This window comes from Proteus sp. PR00224 (genome assembly GCF_016238105.1).
Taxonomy (GTDB): Bacteria; Pseudomonadota; Gammaproteobacteria; order Enterobacterales; family Enterobacteriaceae; genus Proteus.
The window spans coordinates 322,320-340,605 of record NZ_JAEHQU010000001.1; the positions used below are offsets into that span (position 1 = coordinate 322,320).

Below are 18,286 nucleotides of genomic sequence, written 5' to 3' on the forward strand. Positions count from 1 at the left end.
CTTAATATTATAAAAAAGTAGTGATATGTTTTTACCTGTTTCTTATTAGATTTATTTGTTTTATTTATGAAAGATTTTATCATTTATTCTGTCAAAATTTCCTTTAATGACAAAAGGAGTTTTTATGAAAAATATTTCCAATAGCTTTGTAATTAAAAAGAAAAATACAGGAGCTTTTTTTAATGACTATAATTTAAAAGGTTATACGAAACTTTTTAATAATATTAAAGATATTAAAAACACCCCTTTAAAAGACATATCTTGTGGTTGTAATGGAAAAAAGGTTAGTGTAAATATTGCAGAAATTAGTCGTGAATTACTATCAAAAATACTAAAACTTTATACACCCACCAAAATATCCTCTTACAAAATTAATACCGAAAACAGAGAAAAATCAATAAAATTATTAAATAAAGCTTATGGAAAAATAGATGGATATATTTCAGACTGGTGGGAAAATGAAATAAAAATTTTTCCTTCTTCAAGAATTAATCGAGAAATTGACAATCTATATCATGATGAAAAATTTATTATGAACAAAGAGACTAAAAAAATTTTATTTTTTTTAATTTCTAAAAAATTTAATCTAGATTTAGATAATAATGCGGCTCAAAGCACGATAATCCAACATTTACAAGATATCCCTGAAGTTGTAAAAGCAATAGATGAATTAGGAATTGCTAATGATTCACATTCAAAATATGAAACTTATTGTTTAATAGCTGAATATATTTACAATATTTTATCAGAAAATAAAGTTGATTTTTCTAAAATAAAAGATGCAGTGAAAGAAATCGCTGAACGAAATTTAGTTACTCCTGAAGATAAATTAGCTTCTCCTTATTCTACGCGTACTCTTATTTTTTTATAAAAAAGTAAACTATTGATCTAATGATAGACATTATGTATAAGCAGATGTACATTTTATCTAACTTAAGTGAAATAGGAAAACACAATGACCTCACATCTTATCCAACAAAATATTGAAGCACTCTCTTTACCTGGTGGGCATTACTCTCATGTCGTGACTGCAAACAATATGTCGTTTATTTCAGGGTTATTACCCTTAGATAAACAAGGTAAACCTTTAGCAGACAAACCTGTTGAAGTACAAATCACACAAGTCCTTGAAAATTTACAAGCTTGCCTTATCGGAATAAATGCAAAGAAAACCGATATTGCTCAAGTTAAAGTCTATGTGACAGATATTAATGAATGGCCTATCGTTAATGAGTTATATGCAAAATGGATTGGCGAGCATAGACCAGCAAGATTAGTGGCGGGTATAAAAGAGCTACATTTTGGGAGTAAAATTGAAATTGAAGCTGTTGTTATTAAGGAATAATCTTATGAATAAGTTACTTGCTCCCACTTATAAAGATGTTACTGAAGCTCATCAACGCATTCTGCCATATCTTAATAAAACACCGGTTTTAACCTCTCGCACTATTAATGAGCTAACAGGGGCGCAATTTTATTTTAAATGTGAAAACTTTCAGCGAATGGGTGCATTTAAATTTCGTGGTGCGATGAATGCGTTATCTCAATTTACCGCAGAACAACGTAAAAATGGTGTCGTGACTTTCTCATCAGGCAACCATGCACAAGCTATAGCTTTATCGGCAAAGCTATTAGGTATTCCTGCAACAATTATCATGCCTGAAGATGCACCAAAGGCAAAAATGGAAGCCACAAAAGGCTATCGTGGTCGCGTGATCACCTATAACCGTTATACAGAAGATCGTGAAGAAATTGGGCAACAACTGGCACAAAAGGAAGGCCTAACATTAATTCCACCTTACGATCATCCTCATATTATTGCTGGACAAGGTACTGCGGCAAAAGAGCTGTTTGATGAAGTGGGTGCATTAGATATGCTATTTGTTCCATTAGGTGGTGGTGGCTTACTTTCTGGCTCTTTATTATCAACCAAAGCTCTCTCACCAGATTGTAAAATATTTGGCGTGGAGCCTTTAGCCGGAAATGACGGACAACAATCATTACGCAAAGACGAAATCATTCATATTGATACACCGAAAACAATTGCAGACGGTGCGCAAACTCAGCACTTAGGCAATTATACTTTTGAGATTATTCGTAACCATGTGAACGATATTTTAACGGCAACAGATGAAGAATTAATTTTGGCTATGCAGTTTTACGCTCAGCGAATGAAAATAATTGTAGAGCCAACTGGCTGTTTAAGTTTAGCGGCTGCTCGTCAATTTGGAGATAAGTTAAAAGGAAAAAAAATTGGTATTATTATCAGCGGTGGCAATGTCGATATCGCGCAATATGGTCTATTTTTAGCGCAATAAACTTGCATGTTCTAATATGAAAAAAAGCAGTATAGAAAAACCTATACTGCTTAAAAACACCAACATACAACCAATCAACTAAAATAACGGGGGCGTTTGTTTAACAAATTTTAATTAAGTGAAAAAGTGATACCTGCTTTTTTACATAATTGAGTCAGATTTTCTTTTAATTGTTGATTTTCTTCAGGCAATAAATCGAGTTGTGGCAAACGCATATGACCACCTTCTAAACCACGCATGGTTAATGCCGATTTAAATATTGCCATATTCGCGCCAGACTTAAGTGCATCACTAAATTTCACACAAAATTGTTGCCACTGTTTCGCTTCTTGGTAATTACCTGCGATATAAGCTTTATACATATTCACAAAAGGCTCAGGGAATACGCAAGCACAACCAGAAACCGTACCATCACAGCCCGCATCTAATAAACCTAGGAATAATTTATCGTAGCCATGAAGGACGGAAAAATTATCGGCTACATCAAGGTAGCTTAATGTTGTATTGTTATCAGCAAAACTGTATTTAATACCAATTACATTTTTACACTGTTGTTGTACTTTTGTCGCTAATTCAGGTTTTATATTATTTGCCGCACATTGCGGAATGTTATACAGATAAACAGGGAAATTATCCGGCACACTATTTGCCACTGTCACAAAATAGTTTTCTAATTCTCTGTCTGTCACACCAAAAAATTGTGGCGTCACCACACCAATACCATCGGCACCAATTTCAACTGCGTGTTTGGCTAATTCAATGGTTTCAGTTAATGTCATTGCACCAACATGAATAAAGACAGGTAAACGCTTATTCGCTGTTTCAACAACGGTTTTCGCAACATTTTTACGTTCTAATGCAGATAAACGCAACATCTCACCCGTTGTGCCACAAGGATAAAGGCAATCAACGCCCTTGGTTACTAGCATTTCAGTTAATGCAGATAACGCTTTAATATCTACTTGATCGTTCGAATCAAACGGAGTAACCATTGCCACTGTAACGCCAAATAATTTTTTCATATAAAGACCTTTATTAAATCAGATTGCTTCAACAATAACTTTAATTGCCAACATACCCGGATCATCTAAACCAATAGATTTTTCTGGGAACATACGGGCTCGACCTAATAAATTAGGTTTTTGGCGAAATTCATTAAGCGTACTATCGACGCTTTGTAAGGCTGCTGCTTTTAAATTATCGATAGCTAAAGTTGGTTTTAGCGCTTCAGATAAATGGTAAAGAATATCGAGTACGGATTTTTGCCCTAACTCCCCTTTTCCCCTTGCCATCATGCTTTGGTATGCAATAGTTAATAGCGATGAAATGTCGGAGGACGATATTTCTTGAAGTTGGTTTTCTTTGCAGTATTTGGCCATTGCCATAAAAGCGGTTGCTTGCAATGTACCAAAAGAAGAAGCACAGGCTTTTTGTAATGATTTGCTGCATTGAAAAAGCGCTTTGCTTAAATCATCAGGCCAATCTTGTGAGTCATCTGCAATTTGTCGCCAGCCTTTTTGCATGGTGATCCCTAAATCCCCATCACCTAGACGACTATCTGCTTCACACAGCATTGATTGAGATTGCTCGCAAGCAATAGCGATACGGATCACCGCTTGTTTGAGCATATCAAGCGTAATATTCATCGCTATACCCTCCAGAATGCACAATGAGCCGGTGCATTCATCAAGGCTTCTAGCTCATCATCCAATTTGCATAATGTTAAACTTGCACCGGTCATTTCCATGGATGTGGCATAACGTCCAACTAACGGATGCACAATTGTTGCACCTGTTTTATCAATCAGCTGTGCAATTTTGTTGTACAGAATATAAAGCTCTTCTAATGGTGTTGCGCCTAAAGAGTTAACTAATACAGAGACTTTATCTCCTGTTTTTAATGATAATTCTGTCTGTAAGCGATCAAACATCTCTTGTGCAATATCATCTGCGTTGCGTAATTTATCACGCCAAATTCCCGGTTCACCGTGAATACCCATCCCCATTTCCATTTCATCGTCACCAATTTCAAAAGTAGGATGTCCTACTGCGGGTAAGGTGCAAGATGTCAGCGCACAACCAATGGTTCGAGTATTTTCCATGGTTTTTTGAGCAACACGCGTGACTTCATCAAGTGTTGCACCTTCTTCGGCTTTGGCGCCCGCCATTTTAAAACCATAGATCATTCCAGCAACACCACGGCGTTTGTGCGCTTCTTCTGGTTTTGCTGAAGCCACATCGTCAGTAGCTAAAACGGTTGTACAACGAATATCATCTTCAAAATCGACAGTTTCGGTCGCCATATCAAAATTCATGATATCGCCACCATAATTGCCATAAAGTAACAATACACCTAAGCCACTGTTTGCTTCACGAATGGCATCTGCCATTAAATCGGCTGAAGGTGAAGCAAAAACATCGCCTACGGCGGCTGCATCTAATAAGCCCTCACCGACATATCCTGTAAATACAGGTAAGTGACCCGACCCGCCCCCCGTTACAATACCCACTTTGGGCTTATTGGCTTTTTTCGAACGAGTAATCAATCTTGGCTGTGGTTGACGATAAATATCACCATGAGCAAGGCATAAGCCTGCTAATGTTTCATCGACATAATTTTCTGGCTTATTTAATATTTTTTTCATGTGATCACCCGATATTTTTATTTATCTGCTGATTTTTATCATCTTAAAAAAATCATTTCATTTATTTAAGATGAGTTTTCCCTGATACTTAAAAAGCATCTTTATTTAAATAATTGTTTATAAATAAACGAGGCTTTATTTAGCTTTAAACGCACCTCTAATTTGCATAATAACAATGAATAAAAACACACTGGCTAATATCATCGAAATAGGTCTATTAACAAAATTAATAAAATCACCATCTGACTTCATTAATGATGAAAGTAAATTCTTTTCTAACATTGCCCCTAAAATCATGCCCAAAATAATGGGTGATATTGGGAATTTTCGTTCTTGAAGGAAATAGCCGATAACACCCATTACTAACATAACAACAATAGAAGACATCGTATTAGTAATTGCGTAAGAGCCTACGAGACTAAATAAGATAATTGCTGGATAAATAATTGCATTATCAATAGCAACGATTTTCTTCAATAAATTGACAACAATAAAAGCAATCGGTAATAAAATTAAATTAGCAATAAAGAAAATAATAAAGACAGCATACAATTTATCTGGGTTGAATAAAAATAGTGTTGGTCCTGGTTGCATATCTTTCATATACAAGACACCGATAATAATTGCAGCAGCAGAATCGCCCGGAATTCCAAATACTAAAGATGGGATCCAACTTCCCGCTAAACTTGCATTATTACTTGCTGAAGCATCAACAATACCTTCTTCAGAACCATGACCATATTTTTCTGGGTTTTTAGAGAGTTTCTTTGAAACGGCATAAGAGATCCATGCCGCAATATCGGCACCCGCACCGGGTAAAGCACCAATTAATGTTCCTATTATTCCGCTACGGAAAATGCCGCCTTTACGCTGGCGAACAACACCACCAATCCCTTTAAAAATATTGTAAGAATTATTTTCAGCATTCACTTCACTTAGCGTGATTTGCTTTTCTTTCCAACGCTCAACGTAATATTTAATTGCACCGGAAATTGCAAATAATCCTATCATTGCTGGAATAAAACTTACACCTTGCATTAAAGAGACTTCACCGAAAGTAAAGCGTGCTTGCCCTGTAAATTCATCATAACCAATGGTGGATAATGCAATACCAAAGAACAGTGCTAATAAGCTTTTTCTAATATGTGAACCTGAAACAATAGTTGCACAGCTAAGCCCAATTAAAGACAGCCACATATATTCATAAGAACTAAATTTTAAAGCAAACTCAGCTAAAACTGGCGCTGTTGACGCCAATATAATTGTACCAATAACGCCACCAATCACAGAGCTTGTTAACGACATACCTAATACACGGTTGGTTTTACCTTCTTTAACTAAGCTGTGTGCATCATTGGTATAAGCCGCTGATGCAGGTGTACCCGGAATATTTAATAAAGCACCAGGAATATCACCTGCAAATATAGAAGACGCGCCAACAGAAATCATTAAGGCTAATGCAAGAATGGGATCAAGAAAAAAAGTAAATGGCACCATTAATGCGATAGCCATTGTTGATGTTAATCCAGGAATTGCACCAACAAATAAGCCAAATAAACAAGCACCAATAACGACAAGTATTGTTGTGTAATCAATATAAGCAAGTGCGCTAATTAATATATCCATACTGTTGTTCTCTATTTATGAAAATAGCTGAGGTAGCGGTACTAACAGTACAGCGGTAAATAAGTAATACACACCTAACACCACACTGGCTGAAATAATAAAACTGTATATAGGTTTTGTTGTTGCATACTTTATCATTAACGGGGCGGTAATAATTAATCCTGTTAAAATAAAACCTAGATAATCTGATACAAAAACATAAAAAAGAATAATTCCAATAATTAATAAAACAAATTTTATTTCATGCCATGAAACTAATGGAATATCACTTTCTTGATTGCGTGAAAATATATCTATTAATGAAAATATAATCATGCCACCGCCAATAATAGAAGGCATAAATGCGGCGCCATATTCACTAAAATCACCTAATGAATACGCACTATAAACAATAAGAAATAAACCAAAGCAGCAAAATATTAGCGATAGAATATGACGATTTAGCATAGGCATAAAAACGGCTGTTGTTCAGCCGTTTCCTCAGTTATTTCTTTATAATTTCACCAAACTTTTTATCTTCATTGGCCATAAATTGAGTGGCATCATCTCCATATAGCTCGATCACTTCAAATCCTTGTTTATTTGCAAACTCGGCTAATTCACCAGATGCATACACTTTTTTCATTGCAGCCGTGAGTTTATCTTGCACTTCTTTATCTAGCCCTTTTGGCGCAACTAGCATATTCCATGCTTGCAAATCCCAGTTATAAGGTGTGGCTTCTTTAAATAATGGTACATCAGGATAAAAAGCCGATTTCTCATTTGACATAATTGCCATATGCTTCACTAATCCTGCCTTTACCATACTGTCTGCCTCACCTAATGAAGAGGTCACAATATCAACACCACCAGAAGCAAGCTCTTGTAATGCAGCACTTGCACCTTGAGATGGGATAAAGCGAATGGCGTTATCAGGCAATCCTGCAGCACGCAACATACCAATAGTATTGAGATGCCAGATTGAATTTAACCCACTGCCAGATGCTTTTAATTTACCCGGATTTGCTTTTGCGTAATCAATAATTTCCTGTGCATTTTTAAATGGTGAAGATTTCCCAACCTGTAATCCACCATAAATAACGGCAAGACGTGTAATCGGTGTGTAATCTTGATAAGTTAAATTTGTCATTCCTTGATGATGCATCATGGTAATTTCAACCGTTGCAATACCTAATGTGTAACCATCGGGTTTTGCATTTTTAATGGCATCATGACCTACAACACCACTACCTCCAGTTTTATTTACCACATTAACGGTCACGCCTAATTCTTCTTGTAGCCCTTTAGCCGCTAGGCGTGCAACAGTATCAGTATTACCGCCCGCAGCCCAAGGAACAATAATAGTAATCGGCTTTTCTGGATATTGAGCAAAAGCTGGAAGTGTAAAAATGGAACTGCATAGGGTAAATGCCAGAAGTGTTTTTTTCATTATATGCACCTTTTCTCATTGCAGATTATTTGTGGTCGAATATCTTCGAGCCTTGATTTAAGGCGAGCCTGAACCTGAGAAAGTACAGGCATTGCTGTTACGCCTTTTTGTTCTATAAATGCAGAGAGGAAAGCACTGGCAAATAATACACTCTCATGCATTGTGCCTCCTGCCGCTATTTTTGAAGCAAATGCGCCATTAAAAGCATCCGTGGCTGCCATCGTATCCACTCGTAACGATGGCATAGGGGGAATATGAAAAGTGGCGCGTCCGTCAAAATAGACCACACCAAGCTCATCCATATAGATAATGACTTTCTTATTTTCATCACCTGAAATAACGTTAATCGCTTGTGTTGCGTCTTTAATATCGTTTATTTCAATGTCAGCCCAGTGTGATGCTTGATTTGCATTTAACGTAATAAAATCAAGAGTGGAATAAAGTTGCTTTAAATCTTCGCTATAAGGTGCAACATTAAGTACGATAATTTTATTAACAGACTTTGCAAACATCGCTGCTTTAATATTGGCTTCTATATTAATTTCACCTTGGAGCAATAACACATCTGCCTCACTTACATAAGGCAAAGAAATATCAATCTCCTGCTCAGAGAATGTATTGTTCGCACCTAAATAAGTCGCTGTAATATTGTTTTGTGTTTTATCTGCTAAATAACTAATTGAACTGCCTGTTGGCTCTATTTCTGTTTGAAAAATAGTGAAAGAATCAATTCCACTTTCTTGTAAATATTTATATGCATATTTACTAAAATGATCTTCACCAACTTTTGTTATTAAATGCACTTTCGCATCAGAAAAACTGGCAGCCATTGCCTGATTTGTTCCTTTACCACCAGGACCTATCGAATTGCTTTTAGAGTTAATTAACTCTCCGACTTTTGGAAAAGAATCGACATTGGCAATAATATCTACCACAAATGACCCAAGCACACAGACTTTACCTTCTGGCTTTCTATCTTTACGTTCTCTCACGATTAATAAATCGTGCAATAAACATGAAATATCAAAACTATCACTAAATTTACTTATTTTTTTAATTTCTTGTTTCCCTAGTATGGCGCCACCATGACAACGTTTGATCAACCCTTCTCCTTCGAGGTATTTCAAATCACTGCGAATAGTTTCCAATGTGACACTGAATTTTTCCGCAAGCTGAGCCACTTTAACTTTCTTTTGTTCTCTGATGATGGTGTAAATTTCCTGTCGCCGTTCTTCTGAAAACATATAAAGTGCCTCCGTATCATTGATAACGAGAATAAGGAGATTAGGTCAGTGATTCTGCGATGGTATTCAAAACAAAAAACCAAAAACAGAAGCAAAACCAAATCAAAGCAATTTAGATCACATTTTTTTAACACAACATCAATTGGCATACGTTAAAAATGAGAGGTGAAACGAGTCGAATAATGAATGGAGATTTAGAAAAGAGAGGTAGAATCAGCCGTTCAAGAACGGCTGATAAAATAATAACTTAGATTATTACAGATGTGATAGTTTTAAAATGTAAATACCATGTTAAATAAAATCACCTTGGTATTTAATTTAACAAAGCATTAAGCAGATAAAAGCCCACTAATGTCAGCAACACGACCACTAAGGTATTACGTATTTTAAGCGCTAATCCTACACATAATAAGGTTCCCCAAAGATAAGGATTATCTAGAATACCTTTAAATTCGCCTTTTTCTAACAGCACAATGGGTGCACAAATTGCAGTTAATAAACAAGGTGCAGAATATCCTAATGCCTGTCTGATCACAGACGGTAATTTGACGGGGATCGCCGGTTCAAGAAAGAAATAACGCAACATAAAAATGACGAGTGCCAAAATTAATAATAACGACCATGTCATTTTTGTTCCCCTCTGGCTCTAGCAACACAAACAGCAATAAACATGCCTGTTAATCCACCAATCACTACGCCACCTTCTATATTCAACCAGCTGAAAATAATAGATAGGCAAAAAGAGACAATAACGCCTACTAATGTACTAAATGTTTTTATTAACGGAATAACAATTGCCAATAACGTGGCAACAATAGAAAAATCAAGATGATAACGAGATAAATCAGAAACTTGGCTTGCCATAATAATACCAACAATACTAACGGCAACCCACGCTAAATAAAAACATAATCCCGCACCTATCATATAAGCGGGTGTGAGTTTTACTTTAGGTTGTGCTGAAACAGCAAAAAGTTCATCCGTTAATAAAAAACCTATTGTAATGCGTTGATACCATTTTAAATGGGCAACATGAGGACGTAAGGTTAGTCCGTATAAAAGATGCTGAGCTGTAATAAAAAAGACAGAAACAATAATGGTCAGCATTCCCGCACCAGAAACCACTAATCCTAATGTCACCAATTGCGCCGCCCCTGCAAATATAATTGCAGACATTCCGACACTTTGTGCAAAGGTTAATCCTGCATCAACGGCCATTGATCCCGCTAATATTCCCCAAGGAATAACCGCAAGGCATAAAGGTAAAACATGCAAAGCACCAAGGCCAAAAGCACGCATTACTTGCCTATCTTCATTATTATTTTTGATTTTTTCCATTTACCTGTCTTCACTTTTAATACATTAATTCTATAGAGAATAATTATCAGTCAGTAAAGATAAATGATATTGCATAAAATTGCTCAATCTTATTTATGTCGTTGGTGTATTTTTGCTGGAACAAAAATTTGGTGAGTTTCTAAATTTGCTTGGTTAATTAATCCCATAATGAGTCGAAAGCAGTGAGAGGCTAATTCAGGATTATTTTGTGCAATAGTATCTATTGGTATCGATAATGAATCATAAAGATAGTGATCATCAAAACCCGCTAAATAAACATCATCTTGCATGATTTTATTTTGGCTTAAATACCGTAATACACCCTCTAGCAAACCGCAGGCTGAAGTAAAAACAAACTTGGGTGGACGACCTAAAGACGCACATAAAGAGCCGAACATTTCATAGCCTGAACTTGGATGATAGTGCCCGTGAATGATCCACTCTGTTTTCAAATTAATATTGGCTTGAGAAAGCCCTTGCGTAAAACCTAAAAGACGATCTTTTGTGGGTGAAATCGTTGATTGTCCACCTAAAAAGTAAAATTCATCAATGCCTTTTGTTGAAGCAATCTCCGCAATAAGTTGTTGTGTCGTGGTAGTTGAATCTGTGACAACAAAAGGTAATGTTGTACCGTCAAAATAACGGTCAAATAACACAACGGGAATTTGTTTACTTAAGCGCTGATATTCAAAATCATTTTGTAAACAAGAAGCCACAATCAAACCATCGATTTGTCGTGATAACAAATGTTCTATTGCGAGAGTCTCTTGAGCCGCATTTTCATCCGTACAGGAAATAAGTAGCTGAATACCCGCTTCTCTACATAATATTTCTAGTTCATAAGCCACTGAGGCAAATCCGTAGTTAGTAATATCAGGAATAACCAATCCCAATGCATAACTGCGATTATCACGTAAAGAGCGAGCATGAATGTTAGGTTGATACTGATATTGTTGGGCAATAGAGGTAATACGCGCAATGGTGTCATCAGCAACACGCATCTCTTTACCTCGGCCATTCAATACCAAACTAGCTGTTGTTTTTGATACACCTGCTAGTTTTGCAATATCTGTAATAGTCGTACGCTTTTGTTTTTTCACTATTATTTTACTTAAGGCTGCATTTGCTGAATTTAAATTAATTTATTGTTTATCTAATCTTATTTAACTAAACAATGCATCATTTAATTGCCAAGTTGTTAGCTTTATTGTGTTTTTACCCGAAAAATTAATGATCTGTTTTGCTGAAGGGAAAAAACGACTACTCATCACACCCAAACCATGATTAAAGAAAATCTCCACGCTCGAACTGTCACATAATATTTGAAGATGTTTTATATCACCAGACCAGAAACGTGATTGCCATTCACCATTTTTAACACTACGACGTTTTAATATTGCTTGATTATTCTCAATGGTTAATTCAAGTGAATCAGAGAATTGAATTAAGAGAGAGTCTATTAATTCCACCTCTAATTCAACACAAAACCCGTTAATTTCAGGCGCATCATCTGCAATGCCTTGCCAATATTGTACATTTTGTCTGAGTTGCTGTAATTCTTTTACGGGTTGCTGATAAAGTTGCCCTTCGCTTATTTGTAATTCACGAGGACAGGTCATTTGATGTATCCAGCCATTAGCAATGGTCGGTTGATACATTTCCTCTCCATCAGGAACCCCCATCCAACCAAATAATAAACGCCTACCATTAACTTGTGTGGTTTGCGGCGCATAAAACTCAAAACCTGCATCAAGTTCGATTAAATCACCATGTTGAAACTGCAATGTTGAATAATCAAAACTGCCCATTAAATAAGCACTAGAGTGCGAATTTAAAAATCGATATTGCTCTTTTTTTATTCCTTGAGGACAGGTTAATAAAATAAAGTGTCCACTAAGTTCAAAGAGATCTGGGCATTCCCACATATAACCCACATCATCTAATCCACCTAAATGACTTCCTGCTAACTCGCCTATTAATTGCCATTGATATAAGTGAGATGCGCGATAAAGTAAAACCTTACCCTGTTTATCTAACGTTTGCGCCCCTAACACCATGTACCATTTATCGTTGTGTTGCCAAATTTTAGGATCACGAACATGTCCGCTATAACCTTCAGGAAGCCCTAAAACAGGCCCTAACTTATCAAAACCACCCTGCTGGTTTTCAACTGCTAAACACTGCCATGCAGTACGAGAACCATCATCAAATTTTACATTTCCGGTATAACAAAGCGTTAATTGTCCTTGATTGATCACAGCACTGCCAGAATAACAGCCATCTTTGTCATAAAATTCATCAGGCAATAAAGCAATAGGTTGATGTTGCCAAGTAATAAGATCCTTTGAACGCCAATGCCCCCAACATTTATTTTTATGCTCACAAGACAGAGGCGCCCATTGATAGAAAAGATGATAATACTTACCATCAAAACAAAACCCATTGGGATCATTTAATAACCCAGTTATTGGCGCTAAATGCCAACGCGGATAGTATTTATCTTTTGCAGCTTTAGCACTATTACGCATAACCGCTTGTAAAATTGCAGATAATCCTTCGCTTTTTGTCATTTATGCAGACTCCACTTTATATTTCAGTAAAAGAGAAAGAACAAAAGCTGTTAAGAATGCGATCACTAAACCAATAACATAATTAATAATTGAACCCGCTTGTACAATCGCAATACCCGGAATAGCGGTAAGACCAACAGCGGTCATATAAACGTGAGAGCCAACAACCCAAGCGCCTCCAGCAGCACCTCCAATTAGTGCAGCAATAAAAGGTTTACCATAACGCAAATTAATCCCGAAAATTGCCGCCTCTGTAATACCTAACATCGCGGAGAAACCCGATGGGATCGTAATAGCTTTAATTTTCGCATCGTTGGTTTTAAACCAAACGGCAATACAGGCTCCTCCTTGTGCAATATTAGCCATCGCCCAAATAGGTAATAAGAAATTTACGCCAATATTCGGATTCCCTAATAATCCAGCTTCGACTGCATGGAAACTATGGTGTATTCCTGTAATAACAATAACAGAATAAAGACCACCAAAAATAAGCCCTGCAATCCAACCTGCCTGCGTAATTAACGTACTTAGTATTAATGAAATACCATCACCTAAAAGACGACCGACAGGTCCAATCACTAATAACGCAACAAAGCCTGAAATAATAACGGTTAAAAATGGCGTGATAATTAAATCAAGTGCATTAGGAACAACTTTACGTAATTGTTTTTCCAGTACACTCATAAACCAAACTGCCAGTAATACTGGGAAAACAGTTCCTTGATAGCCAATCATGGCGACTTCTAACCCAAAAAAATTCATGGTATTAAATCCAGCCGCAACCCCCCACGCGTTAGTTAAGGCTGGATGCGTTAAAATTCCGCCTAATGTCGCGCCAAGATAAGGATTTCCGCCAAATTCTTTTGCAGCAGTAAAACCAATAAGAATGGGCAAAATAATAAAAGCCGCGGAGCTACACATATCAAGCATGATATAGAGTGCATTATCGGGACTTACCCACTGGTTAGTTTTCATTAATCCCAGCAATCCCATTAATAAGCCTGACGCTACAATGGCAGGAATAATAGGGACAAAGATATTGGAAAGCAGTCTAGCTATTCGTTGAAATGGATTGAGCTTTTTAGCCGCAATATTTGCAGCCTCAGATTTACTAGATTTACTAATACCTGCGGCAGCAATAAATGCAGCATGTACTTTATTAACTAACCCTGTGCCGAAAATGACCTGAATTTGCCCAGCGTTACTAAAACACCCTTTTACACCCTCTAATTTATTTATTGCCTCTTTATCTGCTTTTGAGTCATCAACAAGAACAAGTCTTAAGCGCGTAGCGCAATGTGCTGCACTTGCGATATTTTCAGCACCACCTAATAAAGGCACAAGCTGGTGAGCAACTTTTTCAATATTCATCATAGCCTCTGTCATTCTTTTTTATTTATGTAGCGAGTATTTAGTTTAATTGAAAACTAAAACGGTTTAGCTAACAATTGGATTAAATAAAAATCAATTCAAGATAGCAATAAAAACTCAGGTAAAGGTCGTTTAATTGTGATCTTAATTACAAAAAAGCACGTTTATTAATCATGTTTTGACTCTTTTAAATAATTAAAAACAACGAAAAGCTAAACTATCTTTAATTTTTGTTTAGCTAAATGGGTTAATTAGTTGTTAGATAATTATAGCCCCTAAAAATGATAGTTAAGCATGAATAAAAATGACTATTGAACCAACAAAATCATATAGATATAAACAAGTAAGCAGGCTTAATAAATGTTACTGATAACATCCAAACACTTAACTAATCGTTATATATTTATTTATATAAAGGTTGTTAATCAAATGATTAAATACAACCAATACAAAAACTTAAGATAACCTTAAAAACTGGTAACGCTTGTAATAAATCACTTTTCTTTGATGTAAAGCAACTACAACTTTCAGGAAATACGTAGTATCCACATTAACAGTTGGGTTTTATTGCCTACGTTAAAGTGCTTATTTTTTAACAACAATAACAATCATTATTTCTTTATAAGCTTATTAGCTGCTGTTTTTTCTTAAAATTTTAATAATCAAGTGAGTAATGTATGAAAAACATCAAAGAGATGGCGTTACTTTCCACTCCCTTATCTCGCCGTCGTTTTGTAAAAACAGGTGCAGCGGGTGGTTTAGCGATAACCGCAGGTGGATTATCACTCCCCTTTCATCAAGCCATTGCCTCGGAAACAAAACCAACAACGAATAGCGAAAAAGTCGTGTGGAGCGCATGTACTGTAAACTGCGGTAGTCGTTGCCCATTACGTATGCATGTGATTGATGGTGAAATTAAATACGTTGAAACCGACAACACGGGCAATGATGTCTACGAAGAATTACATCAAGTGCGTGCTTGTTTACGTGGTCGTTCTATGCGTCGCCGTGTTTACAACCCAGACCGTTTACGTTATCCAATGAAACGTGTAGGTAAACGTGGTGAGGGTAAATTTGAACGTATTTCATGGGATGAAGCGTTTGATACTATTTCAGATACCATGAAACGTTTAATCAAAGATTATGGTAATGAATCTATTTATCTAAACTACGGTACAGGAACATTAGGTGGCACCATGACGAAGTCTTGGCCACCAGGTGCAACATTAATTGCACGTTTAATGAATTGTTGTGGCGGTTATCTGAATCATTATGGTGACTATAGTACGGCGCAAATCGCAGCGGGCTTAAATTATACTTATGGTGGTTGGGCAGATGGTAATAGCCCTTCAGATATTGAAAACACCAAACTTGTCGTGATGTTCGGTAATAATCCGGGTGAAACCCGTATGAGTGGTGGCGGTGTCACCTATTACGTTGAACAAGCTCGTGAAAAATCTGATGCACGAATGATTATCATCGATCCACGCTATACCGATACGGGTGCTGGTCGTGAAGATGAATGGATCCCAATTCGTCCAGGAACAGATGCTGCATTAGTTAATGCATTAGCTTATGTCATGATTAAAGAAGACTTAGTTGATAAGCCTTTCTTAGATAAATATTGTGTTGGTTACGATGAAACCACTATGCCAGAGGGTGCGCCAAAAAATGGCCACTATAAAGCCTATATTTTAGGTAATGGTGCAGATGGTCAGCCAAAAACGCCTGAGTGGGCGGCGCAGATCACTGGTATTCCTGCTTCACGCATTGTTAAATTAGCCCGTGAAATCGCAACAGCGAAACCTGCTTATATTACACAAGGCTGGGGTCCTCAACGTCGTTCTAACGGTGAGCTTGCTTCTCGTGCTATCGCAATGCTCTCTATTTTAACAGGTAATGTGGGAATTAACGGCGGTAATACTGGCGCTCGTGAAGGCTCTTACAGTATTCCTTTTGTTCGTATGCCAACCTTTACTAACCCTGTTACCACCAGCATTTCTATGTTTATGTGGACAGATGCCATTTTACGTGGTCCAGAAATGACGGCAACCCGTGACGGTGTTCGTGGTAAAGACAAACTTGATGTACCAATCAAAATGGTATGGAACTACGCGGGCAACTGCTTAGTAAACCAACATTCTGAAATCAATCGTACTCATGACATTTTGCAAGACGATAAAAAATGCGAAATGATTGTGGTGATCGATAACCATATGACAGCATCTGCTAAGTATGCCGACATTCTGCTTCCTGATTGCACAGCATCAGAACAAATGGATTTCTGTATGGATGCATCAGCAGGTAATATGGCTTATGTTATTTTCGCTGATCAGGCAATCAAACCTCGCTTTGAAAGCCGTAATATCTATGAAATGACAAGCGAAATTGCAAAACGCATGGGTGTGGGTGAAAAATTCACTGAAAACCGAACACAAGAAGAGTGGCTACGTCACCTTTATGAGCAATCTCGTCAAAACTTACCTGAATTGCCGACTTTTGAAGAATTCCGTGCTCAAGGTATCTTCAAAAAACGCGATCCTGAAGGTCATCACGTTGCTTATCGTAAATTCCGTGAAGATCCTGAAAACAACCCATTAACAACGCCATCAGGTAAAATTGAGATTTATTCTTCTCAACTTGCCGACATTAAAGCGACATGGGAACTCGCGTCTGACGATGTGATTGATCCACTGCCTATCTACTCTGCTGGTTTTGAAAGCTATGGCGATCCAGCAATGGAAAAATATCCATTACAAATGACAGGATTCCACTATAAATCACGCACTCACTCAACGTATGGCAACGTTGATGTCTTAAAGGCAGCTTGCCCTCAAGAAATATGGATCAACCCTGTTGATGCTACTAAACGCGGTATCAAACACGGTGATTTAGTGCGTATTTATAACGATCGTGGTGAAGTTCGGATCAATGCGAAAGTCACACCTCGTATTTTACCGGGCGTGGTCGGCTTAAGCGAAGGTGCTTGGTATAACCCAGACAGTAATCGAATTGATCACGCAGGTAGTATTAACGTGTTAACGACACAACGCCCTTCACCTCTCGCTAAGGGTAATCCTTCTCACAGTAATCTTGTTGAAGTCGTCAAGGCGTAAGGAGTCTGGTTATGTCAACGCAATATGGTTTTTATATTGATTCAAGTCGTTGCACCGGCTGCAAAACCTGTGAACTGGCGTGCAAGGATTTTAAAAATTTATCCCCTGAAGTGAATTTCCGCCGTATTTATGAATATGCGGGTGGTGATTGGACTGAGCAAGATGGCGTTTATACACAAAACGTGTTTGCTTATTACCTATCTATTTCGTGTAACCACTGTGACGATCCAGCTTGTGCCAAAGTTTGCCCAAGTGGCGCGATGCATAAACGTGAAGACGGCTTTGTTGTTGTTAATGAAGATATTTGTATCGGTTGTCGTTATTGTCATATGGCTTGCCCTTACGGCGCACCGCAATTTGATGAAGTCAAAGGTCATATGACCAAATGTGATGGTTGCTATGAACGTGTGGCTGAAGGCAAAAAACCTATTTGTGTCGAATCTTGTCCACTGCGTGCATTAGATATGGCACCTATTGAAGAGTTACGCGCTAAATATGGTGATTTAGCTGAAATTGCACCACTTCCTTCAGCAAAATACACCAAACCAAATATTGTCCTTAAATTAAATGCCAATAGCCGTCCTGTGGGTGATACCACTGGTCATTTGGCAAACCCAGAGGAGGTGTAAG

The 18,286-nt window shown here is 37.2% G+C and carries 17 protein-coding genes; 5 read left to right on the forward strand and 12 right to left on the reverse strand.

Features of this window, described 5'->3' with window-relative positions:
• The first annotated feature begins 124 nt into the window (after positions 1 to 124).
• The 3 genes from JEP71_RS01540 (at position 125) to JEP71_RS01550 (ending at position 2,318) form a co-directional block, all read left to right on the forward strand.
• The gene (locus JEP71_RS01540; protein WP_198625640.1) at positions 125 to 871 is read left to right on the forward strand and encodes a hypothetical protein; all 747 of its coding nucleotides are present in this window, start codon (positions 125 to 127) and stop codon (positions 869 to 871) included.
• An 84-nt stretch (positions 872 to 955) separates the two neighbouring features.
• Positions 956 to 1,345 carry a RidA family protein gene (locus JEP71_RS01545; RefSeq protein WP_102086697.1) on the forward strand — a complete coding sequence of 130 codons (390 nt, stop codon included), beginning with the start codon at positions 956 to 958 and terminating at the stop codon, positions 1,343 to 1,345.
• Between the two features lie 4 nt (positions 1,346 to 1,349).
• Positions 1,350 to 2,318 carry a threo-3-hydroxy-L-aspartate ammonia-lyase gene (locus JEP71_RS01550; RefSeq protein ID WP_198625641.1) on the forward strand — a complete coding sequence of 323 codons (969 nt, stop codon included), beginning with the start codon at positions 1,350 to 1,352 and terminating at the stop codon, positions 2,316 to 2,318.
• Between the two features lie 110 nt (positions 2,319 to 2,428).
• On the opposite strand, the gene JEP71_RS01555 is transcribed toward JEP71_RS01550, so the two are convergent.
• The 12 genes from JEP71_RS01555 to JEP71_RS01610 form a co-directional block, all read right to left on the reverse strand.
• Positions 2,429 to 3,340 (reverse strand): dihydrodipicolinate synthase family protein, encoded by a 912-nt coding sequence (locus tag JEP71_RS01555; RefSeq protein ID WP_198625642.1) that lies wholly within the window; start codon positions 3,338 to 3,340, stop codon positions 2,429 to 2,431.
• 18 nt (positions 3,341 to 3,358) lie between these two features.
• Positions 3,359 to 3,964, reverse strand: a complete 606-nt coding sequence (locus JEP71_RS01560; protein WP_232797450.1) for a dihydroxyacetone kinase subunit L — start codon at positions 3,962 to 3,964, stop codon at positions 3,359 to 3,361.
• A gap of 2 nt (positions 3,965 to 3,966) precedes the next feature.
• Entirely contained in the window at positions 3,967 to 4,962 is a 996-nt protein-coding gene (locus tag JEP71_RS01565; protein WP_198625643.1) for a dihydroxyacetone kinase subunit DhaK, read from the reverse strand.
• A 135-nt stretch (positions 4,963 to 5,097) separates the two neighbouring features.
• Positions 5,098 to 6,588: a tripartite tricarboxylate transporter permease gene (locus JEP71_RS01570; protein WP_198625644.1), complete on the reverse strand. Its 1,491-nt coding sequence runs from the start codon at positions 6,586 to 6,588 to the stop codon at positions 5,098 to 5,100.
• Between the two features lie 15 nt (positions 6,589 to 6,603).
• Positions 6,604 to 7,041 (reverse strand): tripartite tricarboxylate transporter TctB family protein, encoded by a 438-nt coding sequence (locus tag JEP71_RS01575; protein WP_102086692.1) that lies wholly within the window; start codon positions 7,039 to 7,041, stop codon positions 6,604 to 6,606.
• 31 nt (positions 7,042 to 7,072) lie between these two features.
• Positions 7,073 to 8,017: a tripartite tricarboxylate transporter substrate binding protein gene (locus tag JEP71_RS01580; protein ID WP_102086691.1), complete on the reverse strand. Its 945-nt coding sequence runs from the start codon at positions 8,015 to 8,017 to the stop codon at positions 7,073 to 7,075.
• A complete protein-coding gene (locus JEP71_RS01585; protein WP_102086690.1) occupies positions 8,017 to 9,261 on the reverse strand; it encodes a PfkB family carbohydrate kinase in 1,245 nt (414 codons plus the stop codon). Before JEP71_RS01585 ends, JEP71_RS01580 begins: the two co-directional genes overlap by 1 nt.
• A gap of 313 nt (positions 9,262 to 9,574) precedes the next feature.
• Complete coding sequence (locus tag JEP71_RS01590; protein WP_075673103.1) at positions 9,575 to 9,889, reverse strand: AzlD domain-containing protein; 315 nt, start codon at positions 9,887 to 9,889, stop codon at positions 9,575 to 9,577.
• Positions 9,886 to 10,599: an AzlC family ABC transporter permease gene (locus tag JEP71_RS01595; protein WP_226892290.1), complete on the reverse strand. Its 714-nt coding sequence runs from the start codon at positions 10,597 to 10,599 to the stop codon at positions 9,886 to 9,888. Before JEP71_RS01595 ends, JEP71_RS01590 begins: the two co-directional genes overlap by 4 nt.
• Before the next feature lie 89 nt (positions 10,600 to 10,688).
• Positions 10,689 to 11,699 carry a substrate-binding domain-containing protein gene (locus JEP71_RS01600; RefSeq protein ID WP_198619491.1) on the reverse strand — a complete coding sequence of 337 codons (1,011 nt, stop codon included), beginning with the start codon at positions 11,697 to 11,699 and terminating at the stop codon, positions 10,689 to 10,691.
• Positions 11,700 to 11,762: 63 nt separating this feature from the next.
• Positions 11,763 to 13,169 (reverse strand): sucrose-6-phosphate hydrolase, encoded by a 1,407-nt coding sequence (locus JEP71_RS01605; RefSeq protein WP_102086688.1) that lies wholly within the window; start codon positions 13,167 to 13,169, stop codon positions 11,763 to 11,765.
• Positions 13,170 to 14,540, reverse strand: a complete 1,371-nt coding sequence (locus JEP71_RS01610) for a sucrose-specific PTS transporter subunit IIBC (protein WP_198625645.1) — start codon at positions 14,538 to 14,540, stop codon at positions 13,170 to 13,172.
• A gap of 677 nt (positions 14,541 to 15,217) precedes the next feature.
• Between JEP71_RS01610 and dmsA the strand changes: the two genes are divergently transcribed.
• Positions 15,218 to 17,656 (forward strand): dimethylsulfoxide reductase subunit A, encoded by a 2,439-nt coding sequence (dmsA, locus tag JEP71_RS01615; protein WP_102086686.1) that lies wholly within the window; start codon positions 15,218 to 15,220, stop codon positions 17,654 to 17,656.
• An 11-nt stretch (positions 17,657 to 17,667) separates the two neighbouring features.
• Positions 17,668 to 18,285 (forward strand): DMSO/selenate family reductase complex B subunit, encoded by a 618-nt coding sequence (locus tag JEP71_RS01620; RefSeq protein ID WP_023582154.1) that lies wholly within the window; start codon positions 17,668 to 17,670, stop codon positions 18,283 to 18,285.
• Position 18,286 lies beyond the last annotated feature (1 nt).

Excerpts from the sequence above, each read along its gene's own strand:
- JEP71_RS01540 (WP_198625640.1), top strand. The coding sequence starts at position 125 with ATGAAAAATATTTCCAATAGCTTTGTAATTAAAAAGAAAAATACAGGA.
- JEP71_RS01545 (WP_102086697.1), top strand. The coding sequence starts at position 956 with ATGACCTCACATCTTATCCAACAAAATATTGAAGCACTCTCTTTACCT.
- JEP71_RS01550 (WP_198625641.1), top strand. The coding sequence starts at position 1,350 with ATGAATAAGTTACTTGCTCCCACTTATAAAGATGTTACTGAAGCTCAT.
- JEP71_RS01555 (WP_198625642.1), bottom strand. The coding sequence starts at position 3,340 with ATGAAAAAATTATTTGGCGTTACAGTGGCAATGGTTACTCCGTTTGAT.
- JEP71_RS01560 (WP_232797450.1), bottom strand. The coding sequence starts at position 3,964 with ATGAATATTACGCTTGATATGCTCAAACAAGCGGTGATCCGTATCGCT.
- JEP71_RS01565 (WP_198625643.1), bottom strand. The coding sequence starts at position 4,962 with ATGAAAAAAATATTAAATAAGCCAGAAAATTATGTCGATGAAACATTA.
- JEP71_RS01570 (WP_198625644.1), bottom strand. The coding sequence starts at position 6,588 with ATGGATATATTAATTAGCGCACTTGCTTATATTGATTACACAACAATA.
- JEP71_RS01575 (WP_102086692.1), bottom strand. The coding sequence starts at position 7,041 with ATGCCTATGCTAAATCGTCATATTCTATCGCTAATATTTTGCTGCTTT.
- JEP71_RS01580 (WP_102086691.1), bottom strand. The coding sequence starts at position 8,017 with ATGAAAAAAACACTTCTGGCATTTACCCTATGCAGTTCCATTTTTACA.
- JEP71_RS01585 (WP_102086690.1), bottom strand. The coding sequence starts at position 9,261 with ATGTTTTCAGAAGAACGGCGACAGGAAATTTACACCATCATCAGAGAA.
- JEP71_RS01590 (WP_075673103.1), bottom strand. The coding sequence starts at position 9,889 with ATGACATGGTCGTTATTATTAATTTTGGCACTCGTCATTTTTATGTTG.
- JEP71_RS01595 (WP_226892290.1), bottom strand. The coding sequence starts at position 10,599 with ATGGAAAAAATCAAAAATAATAATGAAGATAGGCAAGTAATGCGTGCT.
- JEP71_RS01605 (WP_102086688.1), bottom strand. The coding sequence starts at position 13,169 with ATGACAAAAAGCGAAGGATTATCTGCAATTTTACAAGCGGTTATGCGT.
- JEP71_RS01610 (WP_198625645.1), bottom strand. The coding sequence starts at position 14,540 with ATGAATATTGAAAAAGTTGCTCACCAGCTTGTGCCTTTATTAGGTGGT.
- dmsA (WP_102086686.1), top strand. The coding sequence starts at position 15,218 with ATGAAAAACATCAAAGAGATGGCGTTACTTTCCACTCCCTTATCTCGC.
- JEP71_RS01620 (WP_023582154.1), top strand. The coding sequence starts at position 17,668 with ATGTCAACGCAATATGGTTTTTATATTGATTCAAGTCGTTGCACCGGC.